Origin of the sequence: Streptomyces sp. NPDC048196 (genome assembly GCF_040652715.1) — a bacterium.
Classification (GTDB): domain Bacteria; phylum Actinomycetota; class Actinomycetes; order Streptomycetales; family Streptomycetaceae; genus Streptomyces; species Streptomyces siderophoricus.
The window spans coordinates 26942-39886 of sequence record NZ_JBEZMM010000063.1 but is presented as its reverse complement, the minus strand read 5'-3'; the positions used below and the strand labels follow the sequence as shown (position 1 = coordinate 39886).

Genomic DNA, 12945 nt, shown 5'->3' with positions numbered 1-12945 from the left:
GTTTGGGACGTAAAGCGACAGCAGTCCCAAACACCGGCCCCGCAGGCCCGTCACCGCACCCACCCCCACCCAGCCCGCCGCAGGCGCAACGGCGAGTGAGCCCCGCGCCGCCGCAGACAGCCACGTACGCGGCGCCGCAAAGCGCAACGGCGAGCAAGCCCCGCGGCGCAGCAGACGGGTACGTGCGGGGCGCCGCAAAGCCCAACGGCGAGACGACCCGCGGCGAGACAGCCAGCTACGTGGGAATCAGCCCACCGTCGCGGGGACGAGCCGGGTCAGTCGGTGAGGCAGGGTGCCGTACCAGACGCAGGCCATGATGAGGCCGAAGGCCATGCAGAGGACGCCGCCCAGCGCGTCCAGCCAGAAGTGGTTGGCCGTGGAGACGATGACCAGCAGCGTCATACTGGGGTAGAGAAGACCCAGCGCCTTGGCCCACAGCGGCTTCGCGAGCAGTGCGATCGTGATGCCGCACCACAGCGACCAGCCGATGTGCATCGACGGCATCGCCGCGTACTGGTTGGACATCGAGGCGAGGTTGCCGGACGCCATCGAGCCCCAGGTGCCGTGGTCGATGAGGGTGTCGATGAAGCCGCCGTCCGGCATCAGCCGGGGCGGCGCCAGCGGGTAGAAGTAGTAGCCGACCAGGGCGACGCCGGTGGTGGCGAAGAGCGCCAGGCGGGCCGCGGCGTACCGGCCCGGGTGCCAGCGGTAGAGCCAGATCAGCACGCCGATCGTCACGATGAAGTGCAGTGTCGCGTAGTAGTAGTTCATCGAGACGATCAGCCAGGTCACCGAGTTCACCGCATGGTTGACGGTGTGCTCGACGGCGATGCCGAGGGAGTGCTCGGCCTGCCAGATCCAGTCCGCGTTCCGCAGGGCCTTGGCCTTCTGCTCCGGGACCGCGTTGCGGATCATCGAGTAGATCCAGTAGCTGACCGCGATCAGCAGGATCTCGAACCAGAGCCGGGGTGCGCGAGGGGTGCGCAGGCGGGCCAGTCGGCCCTCTTCCACAGGCGGGTCCGCTCGGTCCCCCTTGGGTGGCGGGGTGGTCGGCAGGCCGTCCAGAGTCCTCGTCAGCGCATCACCCATAGGCAGACAGTCTGCCAGAAAGGGGTGTGGCGCCGATCATCCTTCGGTCGGGTATTCGACCCGTCGTATGGCACTTGAGGGGGATGCGTGGGCCCGCTGTTCTCAGGGGCGGACCCTGAGACGGTCTGTCCGGGCGGAACTTGAGAGGGCCACTTGAGAGGGCCACTTGAGAGGGCCTCAGGGCGGACCCTGAGAGGGCCTCAGGGGCGGGCCCGGTGAGGGCCTGTCAGGCCAGGCTCCGAGACGGTCCACCAGGCCAGGCCAGGCCAGGCCCGAGGCAGACCGTCAGGTGGCCCGCAGCGGCTTGGGGATGCGGGCCGTCTTCGGGACCGAGGCGGTCGAGCCGCGGACCACCAGTTCGGGGTGGAAGACGAACTCGCTGTGGGGTGCGGGGGTGCCGCCGACCTCCTCCAGGAGCGCCCGCACCGCCGCCTGGCCCATCGCCGTCACCGGCTGCCGGATCGTGGTCAGCGGCGGGTCGGTGAAGGCGATCAGGGGGGAGTCGTCGAAGCCGACGACGGAGATGTCGCGCGGCACGTCCAGCCCGCGCTGCCGGGCCGCCCGGATCGCGCCGAGCGCCATCATGTCGCTGGCGCAGACGATCGCGGTCGCGCCCCGTTCGATCAGCGCGCTCGCCGCGGCCTGCCCGCCCTCCAGGGTGTAGAGGGAGTGCTGGATGTACGGCTCCGCCTCGGCCGGGCCGATCTGCAGTCGCTCCTGCATGGCGCGGACGAAGCCCTCGATCTTGCGCTGGACGGGGACGAAGCGCTTGGGGCCGAGTGCCAGGCCGATCCGCCGGTGGCCCAGCGCGGCGAGGTGGGTGACGGCCAGGTCCACCGCGGCCCGGTCGTCGGGGGAGACGAACGGTGCCTGGACCTTGTCGGAGAAGCCGTTGATCAGGACGAACGGTACGCCCTGGCCGCGCAGCTGCTCGTAGCGCTGCATGTCGGCGGAGGTGTCGGCGTGCAGCCCGGAGACGAAGATGATGCCGGCCACCCCGCGGTCGACCAGCATCTCGGTCAGCTCGTCCTCCGTGGAGCCGCCCGGGGTCTGCGTGGCGAGGACCGGGGTGTAGCCCTGGCGGGTCAGTGCCTGCCCGATGACTTGGGCGAACGCCGGGAAGATCGGGTTCTCCAGCTCGGGGGTGATCAGTCCGACCAGGCCCGCGCTGCGTTGCCGCAGCCGTACCGGGCGTTCGTAGCCCAGTACGTCGAGGGCGGCCAGCACGGACTGGCGGGTGGTGGCGGAGACGCCGGGCTTCCCGTTGAGAACCCGGCTGACGGTGGCCTCGCTGACACCCGCCTGCGCTGCGATGTCTGCCAGCCGGGCGGTCATGGAGGGGACCTTACCGTCCGGCTGTCGGATTGCCCACCAGGTGCAGCTGTCACCGGGTTCCCCACCAGGTGCAGCTGTCACCGGGCAGTGCGGCCGTCGTGCCGTTGACGGCCACCGGGGCGCTGGACAGCAGTGGAGAGCCGGGCAGCGGGATCTCGACCTCGTGGCCGAGGGTGTTGACGGTGCACAGCACGCCGGGGCGGGCGATGGCGAGCACCCCGTCGGGGGCGGGCTGCCAGCTCATCTCGCCGTCGCCCAGGCCCGGCAGCTCCCGCCGAAGGGAGAGCGCGGTGCGGTAGAGCTCCAGGGTGGAGGACGGGTCGCCGGTCTGGGCGGCGACGGTCAGGGCGCGCCAGTCGGTGGGCTGCGGCAGCCAGCTGCCGCCGGAGCCGAAGCCGTACGGCGGTGCCTCGCCGGACCAGGGGAGCGGGACCCGGCAGCCGTCCCGGAAGCCGTCCTGGCCGCTCGTCCCGGAGGCGTGGCCGCGGAAGAACGCGGGGTCCTGCCGGGCCTCGTCGGGCAGGTCGGTGACCTCGGGCAGGCCCAGTTCCTCGCCTTGGTAGAGGTACGCGGAGCCGGGCAGGGCCAGCATCAGCAGGGTGGCGGCGCGGGCCCGGGCGAGGCCGCCGCCGAGGCGGGTGGTGTGCCGGACCACGTCGTGGTTGGAGAGCACCCAGGTCGTGGGGGCGCCGACCGACGTGGTGGCGGCGAGCGAGGCGTCGATGACCCGGCGCAGCGCGTCGGCCCGCCAGGCGGTGTTCAGGAACTGGAAGTTGAACGCCTGGTGCAGTTCGTCGGGGCGGACGTAGAGCGCCAGCCGTTCGGGGGTGGGGGCCCAGGCCTCGGCGACGCCGATCACCTGCCTGCCGTGGTCCTCGCCGTATCCGTCCAGCAGCCGGCGCCAGGCGCGGTGGATGGTGTGCACGCCGTCCTGGTCGAAGAACGGCAGGACCTGGTTGCCGATCAGCTTGGCCTGCTGGCCGTGGCCGATGTCGGGCAGGCCGGGCGCCTTGACCATGCCGTGGGCGACGTCGACCCGGAAGCCGTCCACGCCGAGGTCGAGCCAGAAGCGCAGGATGGCCTCGAATTCGGCGTGCACGTCCGGGTTGTCCCAGTCCAGATCGGGCTGTTCCGGGGCGAAGAGGTGCAGATACCAGTCGCCGCGCTCGGTGCGGGTCCAGGCCGGGCCGCCGAAGACCGACTCCCAGTCGTTGGGCGGGAGTTCGCCGTGTGCGCCGCGGCCCGCGCGGAAGACGTACCGCTGCCGGGCGAGCTCGGGGTCCCGGAACCAAGGGTGCTGGTCGGAGGTGTGGTTGGGGACGACGTCGACGATCACCCGCAGGCCGAGGTCGTGGGCGGTGCGGATCAGGTCGTCGGCGTCCTGGAGGTTGCCGAAGAGCGGGTCGACGGCGCGGTAGTCGGCGACGTCGTAGCCCCCGTCGGCCTGTGGCGAGGCGTAGAACGGGGTGAGCCAGACGGCGTCCACGCCGAGGTCCTTGAGGTACGGCAGCCGTGCCCGGGCCCCGCGCAGATCGCCGATGCCGTCGCCGTCGCTGTCGGCGAAGGAGCGCACATAGATCTGGTAGATGACGGCGTCGCGCCACCACGCCGGGCCTCGGCCCGGTGCGGGCATCTGGGGGGCGGGGCTGGGGGAAGTGAGCTCCTGGGTCATCTGCCGTCCCTGTCGAGGTCAAGGGTCATGAGAGGCGGGGCCGCGAGGCAGGGGTCTGCCTTCACGGAGTCAACGCTCGGGCGGTCGCCGGGTGACGGTGCCGCAGGCCTCTCCAGGGTCTCTTTCCGGACATCGCGTTGCAATCCCTTCCACAAGTCTTGCAGCAATTTGCCGCAAGGTCTTTCGGTTTGTTTGCAGCGCTGTTACGTTCCTGACCGCCATCTGAGGCATTTCCCTAAGGAGTTCACATGCGGCGTGGCATACGGGGCGCGATAGCCACCGCGCTGGTAGCGGGCCTGGCACTGACGGCGACGGCGTGCGGCGGGGGTGACGGCGGAGGAAACACGGACAGCGGCGGCGAACTGTCGGGAACCGTTACTTTCTGGGACACCTCCAACGACGCCGAGAAGGCGACCTACCGCAAGCTTGCCGAGGGTTTCCAGAAGGAACACCCCAAGGTCCACGTCACCTATGTGAACGTCCCCTTCGGCGACGCCAACGCCAAGTTCAAGAACGCGGCCGGCGGCAACTCCGGCGCCCCCGACGTGATGCGCACCGAGGTCGCCTGGACCGCCGACTTCGCCAACCTCGGCTACCTCGCCCCGCTCGACGGCACCCCCGCCCTCGACAAGACCGACGACTACCTCCCGCAGGCCGTCGGCTCCACCAAGTTCAAGGGCAAGACCTACGCCGCACCCCAGGTCATCGACACCCTGGGCCTCTTCTACAACAAGAAGCTCCTCAAGGACGCCGGCGTCGAGGTCCCCAAGTCCTTCGCCGACCTGGCCACCGCCGCCAAGAAGATCAAGGCCAAGACCGGCGCCACCGCCCTCTACCTGCGCGGTGACGACCCCTACTGGTTCCTGCCCTACCTCTACGGCGAGGGCGGCAACATGGTCGACGCCCGCGACAAGATCGTCCAGATCGACGACGGCGCCGGCGTCAAGGCGTTCAAGACCCTCAAGGACCTGGTCGACTCCAAGGCCGCCATCACCGACGCCACCGACGGCCAGGAGAACCAGCTCAAGGCCCTCAAGGACGGCACCGTCGCGATGGCGATCGACGGCCCCTGGGACATCGAGGGCGCCCGCGCCGGCAAGGCATTCAAGGACAAGCAGAACCTCGGCGTCGCCCCCGTCCCCGCCGGCAGCGCCGCCCAGGGCTCCCCGCAGGGCGGCTGGAACCTCTCCGTCTACGCCGGCAGCAAGAACCTCCGCGCCGCCTACGCCTTCGTCAAGTACATGAGCTCCGCCAAGGTCCAGCAGCAGACCACCGAGCAGCTCAGCCTGCTGCCCACCCGCAAATCCGTCTACGACGTCCCGGCCGTCAAGAAGAACGAGATGGTCAAGTTCTTCAAGCCCGCCGTCGACGGCGCCGTCCAGCGCCCCTGGATCGCCGAGGGCAACTCCCTCTTCGAGCCCATCAAGGTCCAGATGAACAAGGTGCTCACCGGCGCAGCCACGCCCGAGCAGGCCGCCAAGGCGACCGGCGACGCCTACCGGAAGCTGCTCAAGGACTACAAGTGACCGTTGCTGTACGGGTACGCCGGGCCTTCGGCACCCACTGGTACGCATGGACGATGGTCGCCCCGGTCGTGCTCGTCATCGGGGTGATCATCGGCTACCCGCTGGTCCGCGGCGTCTTCCTCTCGCTCACCGACGCCAACGAGGCCAACGTCGAGCGCAACATCGGCGTCAACCACATCCCCGCCACCTACAAGTTCACCGGCCTGGACAACTACAAGGCGGTGCTCTCCGACGGCGTCTTCTGGGACCGCCTCGGCTGGACCGTCCTGTGGACCGTCGCCTGCGTGGGCCTCACCTTCCTCATCGGCCTGACGCTGGCCACCATGCTCAACCGGAAGCTGCGCGGCCGCACCTTCTACCGCCTCGCGCTGATCCTGCCCTGGGCCATCCCCGCGTTCATCTCCGTCTTCACCTGGCGGATGCTCTACAACGAGAAGAGCGGCATCCTCAACAAGCTGCTGGCCGGCGGCGGGATCGACGCCGTGCCCTGGCTCAACGACCCCACCTGGGCCAAGCTCTCGGTCATCGCCGTCAACGTCTGGCTCGGCGTGCCCTTCATGCTCGTCGCCCTGCTCGGCGGCCTGACCTCCATCCCCGCCGAGCTCTACGAGGCCGCGGAGATGGACGGCGCCAACGCCTGGCAGCGGTTCCGGCACATCACCGTGCCCGGACTGCGCGCCGTCAGCAGCACCGTGATCCTGCTCTCCACCATCTGGACCTTCAACATGTTCCCGGTGATCTTCCTGCTGACCCGGGGCGGCCCCGGCGACGCCACCGAGATCCTGGTGACCTACGCCTACCGGCTCTCCTTCGTCGACAGCCCGCGCAACTTCTCCGAGTCCGCGGCCTGGGGCGTCCTGATCCTGCTGCTGCTCTCCGCCGTCGCGGTCGTCTACCGCCGGGCGCTGCGCAAGCAGGGAGAGGTGTGGTGACCACCGCAATGACCCGCACACCGCGCAACCGGCGGAACGAGCGCTCCCGCCTGGCGTCCGCCGGACTGCACACCGGTCTGGCCCTCGCCGCCGTGATCGCCGTCTTCCCGCCCCTCTGGCTGCTGGTGACGTCCTTCAAACCGAAGGACGACGCCTTCTCCACCAGCGTCGTCAGCCACTTCACGCTCGCCAACTACACCCACGTACTGGCCGACACCCAGTTCCTGACCTGGTTCAAGAACTCCGTGGTGGTCGTCGGGCTGACCACCGTCCTCGGCGTCTTCATCGCCGCCACCACCGGCTACGCCGTCAGCCGCTTCCGTTTCCCCGGCATGCGCCCGCTGATGTGGCTGTTGCTGATCACCCAGATGTTCCCGGTCGCGGTGCTCATCGTGCCGCTCTACAACCTCATGGCGACCCTGGGCCTGCTGAACCAGCCCGCGGGCCTGGTCATCACCTACCTCACCATCGCCGTCCCGTTCTGCGCCTGGATGATGAAGGGCTTCTTCGACACCATCCCGGTGGAGATCGACGAATCCGGCCGGGTCGACGGCCTCAACCCCTTCGGCACCTTCTGGCGGCTCGTCCTGCCGCTGGCCCGCCCCGGCCTCGCCGTCACCGGCTTCTACACCTTCGTCACCGCCTGGGCCGAGGTCGCCTACGCCTCCGCCTTCATGACCGGCGAGGAGAACCTCACCCTCGCCGGCGGGCTGCAGACGTTCGTCAACCAGTACACCAATGACTGGGGTTCGATGACCGCCGCCGCCGTGATCATCGCCGTTCCGGCCGCGCTCGTCTTCGCCTTCGCCCAACGCCACCTCGTCGCCGGCCTCACGGCCGGCACCACCAAGGGATGAGATGACCCTCCAGCACAACGCCGCCCCCGAGCAGGCCACCCCTGCCACCGACTGGTGGCGGGACGCGGTGATCTACCAGGTCTACCCGCGCAGTTTCGCCGACGGCAACGGTGACGGGATGGGCGACCTGGCGGGCATCCGCGCCCGTCTGCCGTATCTGCGGGACCTGGGCGTGGACGCCGTCTGGCTCAGCCCGTTCTACGCCTCGCCGCAGGCCGACGCCGGCTACGACGTCGCCGACTACCGCGCCATCGACCCGATGTTCGGCACCCTCGCCGACGCCGAGGCGGTCATCCGCGACGCCCATGACCTCGGCCTCCGGATCATCGTCGACATCGTCCCCAACCACTGCTCCGACCAGCACGTATGGTTCCGCCGCGCGCTGGCCGAGGGCCCCGGCTCCACGGCCCGGGACCGCTTCCACTTCCGCAAGGGCCGCGGCGAGAACGGCGAACTGCCGCCCAACGACTGGGAGTCCCTCTTCGGCGGCCCCGCCTGGACCCGGGTCCCCGACGGCGAGTGGTACCTCCACCTCTTCGCCCCCGAACAGCCCGACTTCAACTGGGACCACCCCGCCGTCCAGGACGAGTTCCGCTCCATCCTGCGCTTCTGGCTGGACCTCGGCGTGGACGGCTTCCGGGTCGATGTCGCCCATGGACTGGTGAAGGCCCCGGGTCTGCCCGACATGGGCCACGCCGAGCAGCTCACCCTCCTCGGCAACCAGGCCCTGCCCTTCTTCGACCAGGACGGCGTGCACGCCGTCTACCGCTCCTGGCGCACCGTCCTCGACGAGTACCCCGGCGAGCGGATCGCGGTCGCCGAGGCATGGACCCCCACCGCCGAACGCACCGCGCTCTACCTCCGCCCCGACGAACTCCACCAGGCGTTCAACTTCCACTACCTGAACACCGGTTGGGACGCGGACGCGCTGCGCGAGACGATCGACTCCTCGCTCGACGCGATGCGTCCGGTCGGCGCACCGACGACCTGGGTGCTCTCCAACCACGACGTGGTGCGCCACCGCACCCGGCTCGGCGGCGGCCTCGCCCGGGCCCGTGCCGCCGGCCTGCTGATGCTGGCCCTGCCCGGCTCCGCGTACGTCTACCAGGGCGAGGAACTGGGCCTGCCCGAGGTCACCGACCTGCCCGACGAGGTCCGCCAGGACCCGTCCTTCTTCCGCAACAGCGGCCAGGACGGGCTGCGCGACGGCTGCCGGGTGCCGCTCCCGTGGAGCGGCGAGGCACCCCCGTACGGCTTCGGGACCGGTGGCAGCTGGCTGCCGCAGCCCGCCGAGTGGGCCCCGCTGACCGTAGAGGCGCAGACCGGTGACCCGTCCTCCACCCTGGAGCTCTACCGCACCGCGCTCTCCCTACGGCGCACCCACCCCGGCCTCGGCGCCGGGGAGGCCGTCGAGTGGCTCGACGCCCCCGCCGGCGTCCTCGCCTTCCGCCGCCCCGGCGGCCTCGTCTGCACGGCCAACACCACGGAGGAAGCGGTCACCCTCCCCGCATACGGCAGGGTCCTGCTCGCGTCCGGCCCGCTCGACGCCACCGGACCGGGCAACCACGTCCAACTGCCCGCCGACACCACCGTCTGGTGGGCCGAGTGACCCTGACCGGTCCACCGCAGCACCCGCCCCGGCTCTCCGACGTCGCCGCGCAGGCGCAGGTCAGCGAGGCCACCGTGAGCCGGGTGCTGAACGGCCGGGCGGGCGTGGCGGCGGGCACCCGGCAGCGGGTGCTCGCCGCGCTGGACGTCCTCGGCCACGAGCGGCCGGTCCGCTTACGGCGTCGCAGCGCGGGCCTGGTCGGGCTGGTCATCCCCGAGCTGACCAACCCGATCTTCCCGGCGTTCGCGCAGATCATCGAGCAGGCGCTGGCCGGCCACGGCTACACGCCGGTCCTGTGCACCCAGATGCCGGGCGGGGCCACCGAGGACGAACTCGTCGAGCAACTGGAGGAACGCGGCGTCACCGGCATCGTCTTCCTCTCCGGCCTGCACGCCGACACCCGCGCGGACCCGTCCCGCTACGCCCGCCTGACCGCCCGCGGCGTCCCGTACGTCCTGATCAACGGCTACCACCCGGGGATCGACGCGCCGTTCGTCTCGCCCGACGACGGCGCGGCGGCCCGGATGGCGGTGCGGCATCTCGCCGAGCTGGGGCACGAACGGATCGGCCTCGCCGTCGGCCCGGTGCGTTACGTACCCTCCCGCCGCAAGGCCGAGGGCTTCGTGGCGGCGCTGGGCGAGTCGTTCGGCCTGTCGAGGGGGCAGGCCGAACGGCGCGTCCAGCACACCCTGTTCAGCGTCGAGGGCGGCGACGCGGCGGCCGCCGCGCTGCTCGACCAGGGCTGCACCGGCATCGTCTGCGGCAGCGACCTGATGGCGCTGGGGGCCGTCCGCGCGGCCCGCCGCCGCGGTCTGGACGTGCCCGGCGACCTCTCCGTCGTCGGCTTCGACGACTCCCAGCTGATCGCCTTCACCGACCCACCGCTGACCACGGTCCGCCAGCCGGTGCACGCGATGGCGACCGCGGCTGTCGGTGCCCTGATCGAGGAGATCCACGACCGCGACCGCGGCGAACGGGAAACCGTCCGCCGCACCGAGTTCGTCTTCCAGCCGGAACTGGTCGTACGGGGCTCGACGGGCCCGGCACCGGGCTGACCGGGATCCGGCGGTCAGGCTTCAGGCCCTCTCGGCCGCGTACGCCACGAACGCCGCCCACGCCCCCGCCGCCACTGCGAGCCGCGGACCGTCCTTGTCCTTGGAGTCGCGGATGTGGACGGTGGCGGGGGAGGTGGCGATTTCTATGCAGTCGCCGGAACTGCCGCTGCTGTAGCTGGACTTGCGCCAGGAGAGGGCGACTTCTACGCAGTCGTCGCCGTCGCCACCGCTGTGGCTGCTTTTGAACCAGTTCAGTTCGCAGGTGCTGCTCATAGCGCTCCTCGGATCTGCATCAGCAGGCTCCGCGAGTCTTTGGGGTTCAGAGCCTGCGAAAGCAGTCTCGCATAACGCATTTGGAGGATGCTGAGCTCTTTCGGGTCGGAAATGAACAGACCGCCACGCTGTCCTTCGCAGTAGCCGAACCACTCGTTGTCCGGGGTCTCCAGCAGCCGGATCGGCCCGTCCAACCCAGCGTGTTTCTCCTGTACAAGCGGCATGAGTAGGACGTCTACGTTCCGGAGTTCGCTGATTTCCAGGATGTGGTCGATGGCCTGCCTGGTGACCTCCGCCCCGCCCGTACGGCGAAGGAAGAGGTGCTCTTCGAGGATGAATCGGAACGCAGTGTTGGGACGCTCGCGGAGCAGCCGCTGGCGCTCGGACCGTGCTGCCCACTGGGCGTCGATCTGGTCGTCGTCCTGATGCGGAAGCTGCTCCCTGAAGAGCGTCCGCGCATACGCCTCCGTCTGTAACAGCCCCGGCACCAGCCGGCATTCGTACGTGTACAGACTGATCGCCTGCTTCTCCAGCTCTGCCCACTCGCGGAACCACCGGGCCAGTCCCGGTTGCTTCGAAAGCCGCTTGGCGGCCTTCCTGAGCACACCGTTCGCGTGGAGTGTCTCCTCCGAGCGGTCGATGAACTTCTTCGACGGGAGGCGTCGGCCCTGCTCGACGGAGCCGATGTAGTGCGCCGAGTACCGGATCGCCGGTGCCAGCGCTTCCTGCGTGAAACCCGCGTTCTCGCGGAACCCTTGATAGACCGCGCCGAAGGTCCGCAGACTGCCGGACGGCTCGGGCCTGCCGCTGTCGTAGTGGTCGGTGCTGCTGTCTTCCATGTCGGGTACTCCCGAGGTGACTGGTACTGACCCCGCAAGTCACCCATCGTTACGGCCCGTTACCCGACCCGTCCACGTACTCAGCTCGTACAGTTCCCGAAGTACGAGTCGAGTTTCTGGTGTACGTGCCCGCTGACCAGCACCGTTGGCCGCATGCAAGCCCAAGCAACCGTCACCGTACGTGTGTTCACGCAGCGTTTCAGCGCCACCCGGCGCGGGGCCCGCCTCGCGCGCTATCTGGCTGTCCAGCAGCTCGACGTCTGGGGCTTCCCGTACGGCGGCGAGATCTCGGACACCGCCGCCGTGATCGTCGGTGAGCTCGCCGCCAATGCGGCCACGCACGGCCGGGTGGCCGGCCGGGACTTCGAACTGCGTCTGCTGAAACTGCCCGGCTCGGCCCGGCCGGGCACCCTCCGCATCGAGGTCGCCGACACCCGTACGGAGCGGCGCCCGCCGGCCCCCGGCACCCTTGTGCCGCCGGCGCCCGATGCCGAGAGCGGCTGGGGGCTGGTCCTCGTCGCCGCGCTCGCCACCTGCTGGACCGTCCTCGACCGGCCCGCGGTGGGCAAGATCGTCCGGGCGGATCTGGACCTGCCGGGCCGGTGAGGAGCAGGGGACAGGTGACCTCAGCCCGTCGGCCGTCGCGCGTGGAAGAGGCCCCAGCGGAGCAGGCCGCGGCGGGTGACGTCGGTCCAGAGGGGGAGGTTGGCCAGTAGGTCGTCGACGTAGGCCGGGCTGATGCGGTCGCGCAGTTCGGCCGCGCGGTGGTGGACGTCCTCGTCGAGGCGGGCGTAGTGGGTGGCGAGGTCCGGGGTGCGGTCCTCGAAGTCGGCACCCTTGAGGCCGAGTTCGGACAGCTGCGCCAGATAGAAGGCCGGGGTGGCCGGGGTCTGTACGCCAAGGCGCGCGAATGCTGGGCGTACCGCCTCCGCCGGGGGCTCCTCGGGCGCCATGATGTCCGAGAAGACCAGGGCGCCGCCCGGTCGTAGTACGCGTACGGCCTCGGCCAGCGCGCCTTCCCGGTCCTCCACGTGGCACAGCACCTCCAGGGACCAGACGACGTCGAACCGTCCGTCCTCGTAGGGCAGGTCGTTGAGGGAACCGGTGACGACCTCGATCAGGCCGTCCAGGCCGCGTTGGGTGTTGGCCGCGCGGTGGCGGCGGTTGTGGGCCTCGCTGAGGTCGAGGGCCGCGACGCGGCAGCCGAAGCGTTCGGCGAGCGCGCGGGCCGAGCCGCCGTATCCGGAGCCGAGGTCGAGCACGGTGGCGTGCGGGCCGAGCAGGTCGGCGACCTTGTCCGCGGTGTGCTCGACGGTGCGGTGCGAGGCCTCCCCGATCGGTTCGTCGCCCTCGGCGTAGATGCCGACGTGGATGTCCTCGCCGCCCCAGACGGCGTCGTAGAAGGCGTCGACGTCGCCGGTCTCGTAATAGCGGCGGGTCGCGTCGTCGTGGTCCGGTGTGCCGGCGGTGTGCTGTGCGTCGGCGGTGTCGTGCCCAGGATCGTCGATCATGCCGGGTGACTTCCCCGCTCGCGGAGGACTGACGCGGTACGTGCGGCGGTACGGGTGACAATGCGCCACTTCAGCGGTACTTGGCGGCACTTCAGTAACCACTTCACGGGAATGGGGCCGGTCCGATTCACGGGGATGGGGCCGGTCCGACCGGCCGGGCGCGTAGGGCCCGTTGTGATGGACCTCCGGCCGGCCGGACCGGCTGTGCCAGCAACGTAACACCCTTGCAATGTCTTGCGTAAGGTCT

At 70.2% G+C, this 12945-nt stretch carries 12 protein-coding genes; 6 read left to right on the top strand and 6 right to left on the bottom strand.

Annotated elements, in window-relative coordinates; translation table 11 throughout:
• Nucleotides 1-246: 246 nt before the first annotated feature.
• The 3 genes from AB0E02_RS34935 to AB0E02_RS34925 form a co-directional block, all read right to left on the bottom strand.
• Entirely contained in the window at nucleotides 247-1089 is an 843-nt protein-coding gene (locus AB0E02_RS34935; protein ID WP_362147343.1) for a phosphatase PAP2 family protein, read from the bottom strand.
• A gap of 285 nt (nucleotides 1090-1374) precedes the next feature.
• A complete protein-coding gene (locus AB0E02_RS34930; RefSeq protein WP_310728892.1) occupies nucleotides 1375-2424 on the bottom strand; it encodes a LacI family DNA-binding transcriptional regulator in 1050 nt (349 codons plus the stop codon).
• Nucleotides 2425-2473: 49 nt separating this feature from the next.
• Nucleotides 2474-4096, bottom strand: coding sequence for an alpha-amylase family glycosyl hydrolase (locus AB0E02_RS34925; RefSeq protein WP_362147338.1), 1623 nt, complete (start codon nucleotides 4094-4096; stop codon nucleotides 2474-2476).
• Between the two features lie 248 nt (nucleotides 4097-4344).
• Between AB0E02_RS34925 and AB0E02_RS34920 the strand changes: the two genes are divergently transcribed.
• Genes AB0E02_RS34920 through AB0E02_RS34900 form a run of 5 tightly spaced genes read left to right on the top strand, consistent with a single transcriptional unit; the run spans nucleotide 4345 to nucleotide 10075 of the window.
• On the top strand, nucleotides 4345-5622 hold the full coding sequence (locus AB0E02_RS34920) for an extracellular solute-binding protein (RefSeq protein WP_362147335.1): 1278 nt from the start codon (nucleotides 4345-4347) through the stop codon (nucleotides 5620-5622).
• Nucleotides 5619-6554: a sugar ABC transporter permease gene (locus AB0E02_RS34915; protein WP_362147332.1), complete on the top strand. Its 936-nt coding sequence runs from the start codon at nucleotides 5619-5621 to the stop codon at nucleotides 6552-6554. The genes AB0E02_RS34920 and AB0E02_RS34915 overlap by 4 nt, the downstream gene beginning before the upstream one ends.
• Nucleotides 6555-6562: 8 nt before the next feature.
• On the top strand, nucleotides 6563-7411 hold the full coding sequence (locus tag AB0E02_RS34910) for a carbohydrate ABC transporter permease (RefSeq protein ID WP_362147351.1): 849 nt from the start codon (nucleotides 6563-6565) through the stop codon (nucleotides 7409-7411).
• Between the two features lies 1 nt (nucleotide 7412).
• On the top strand, nucleotides 7413-9020 hold the full coding sequence (locus AB0E02_RS34905) for a glycoside hydrolase family 13 protein (protein WP_362147329.1): 1608 nt from the start codon (nucleotides 7413-7415) through the stop codon (nucleotides 9018-9020).
• Nucleotides 9021-9022: 2 nt separating this feature from the next.
• Nucleotides 9023-10075 (top strand): LacI family DNA-binding transcriptional regulator, encoded by a 1053-nt coding sequence (locus AB0E02_RS34900; RefSeq protein ID WP_362147349.1) that lies wholly within the window; start codon nucleotides 9023-9025, stop codon nucleotides 10073-10075.
• A 21-nt stretch (nucleotides 10076-10096) separates the two neighbouring features.
• Here the strand turns inward: AB0E02_RS34900 and AB0E02_RS34895 are convergent, their stop codons facing one another.
• Together AB0E02_RS34895 and AB0E02_RS34890 are read right to left on the bottom strand one after the other, a co-directional pair.
• Nucleotides 10097-10348, bottom strand: coding sequence for a DUF397 domain-containing protein (locus AB0E02_RS34895; RefSeq protein WP_362147325.1), 252 nt, complete (start codon nucleotides 10346-10348; stop codon nucleotides 10097-10099).
• Nucleotides 10345-11187: a helix-turn-helix transcriptional regulator gene (locus AB0E02_RS34890; RefSeq protein WP_362147322.1), complete on the bottom strand. Its 843-nt coding sequence runs from the start codon at nucleotides 11185-11187 to the stop codon at nucleotides 10345-10347. Before AB0E02_RS34890 ends, AB0E02_RS34895 begins: the two co-directional genes overlap by 4 nt.
• 153 nt (nucleotides 11188-11340) lie before the next feature.
• Here AB0E02_RS34890 and AB0E02_RS34885 point away from each other — a divergent pair, with 153 nt between their 5' ends.
• The gene (locus tag AB0E02_RS34885; protein ID WP_362147319.1) at nucleotides 11341-11793 is read left to right on the top strand and encodes an ATP-binding protein; all 453 of its coding nucleotides are present in this window, start codon (nucleotides 11341-11343) and stop codon (nucleotides 11791-11793) included.
• A gap of 20 nt (nucleotides 11794-11813) precedes the next feature.
• On the opposite strand, the gene AB0E02_RS34880 is transcribed toward AB0E02_RS34885, so the two are convergent.
• The gene (locus AB0E02_RS34880) at nucleotides 11814-12698 is read right to left on the bottom strand and encodes a class I SAM-dependent methyltransferase (protein WP_362147316.1); all 885 of its coding nucleotides are present in this window, start codon (nucleotides 12696-12698) and stop codon (nucleotides 11814-11816) included.
• Between the last annotated feature and the right edge of the window lie 247 nt (nucleotides 12699-12945).

What these genes read in the sequence shown, in the direction of transcription:
- AB0E02_RS34885 (WP_362147319.1), top strand. Translation starts at nt 11,341, where the DNA reads ATGCAAGCCCAAGCAACCGTCACCGTACGTGTGTTCACGCAGCGTTTC.
- AB0E02_RS34895 (WP_362147325.1), bottom strand. Translation starts at nt 10,348, where the DNA reads ATGAGCAGCACCTGCGAACTGAACTGGTTCAAAAGCAGCCACAGCGGT.
- AB0E02_RS34935 (WP_362147343.1), bottom strand. Translation starts at nt 1,089, where the DNA reads ATGGGTGATGCGCTGACGAGGACTCTGGACGGCCTGCCGACCACCCCG.
- AB0E02_RS34930 (WP_310728892.1), bottom strand. Translation starts at nt 2,424, where the DNA reads ATGACCGCCCGGCTGGCAGACATCGCAGCGCAGGCGGGTGTCAGCGAG.
- AB0E02_RS34880 (WP_362147316.1), bottom strand. Translation starts at nt 12,698, where the DNA reads ATGATCGACGATCCTGGGCACGACACCGCCGACGCACAGCACACCGCC.
- AB0E02_RS34905 (WP_362147329.1), top strand. Translation starts at nt 7,413, where the DNA reads ATGACCCTCCAGCACAACGCCGCCCCCGAGCAGGCCACCCCTGCCACC.
- AB0E02_RS34920 (WP_362147335.1), top strand. Translation starts at nt 4,345, where the DNA reads ATGCGGCGTGGCATACGGGGCGCGATAGCCACCGCGCTGGTAGCGGGC.
- AB0E02_RS34925 (WP_362147338.1), bottom strand. Translation starts at nt 4,096, where the DNA reads ATGACCCAGGAGCTCACTTCCCCCAGCCCCGCCCCCCAGATGCCCGCA.
- AB0E02_RS34910 (WP_362147351.1), top strand. Translation starts at nt 6,563, where the DNA reads ATGACCCGCACACCGCGCAACCGGCGGAACGAGCGCTCCCGCCTGGCG.
- AB0E02_RS34890 (WP_362147322.1), bottom strand. Translation starts at nt 11,187, where the DNA reads ATGGAAGACAGCAGCACCGACCACTACGACAGCGGCAGGCCCGAGCCG.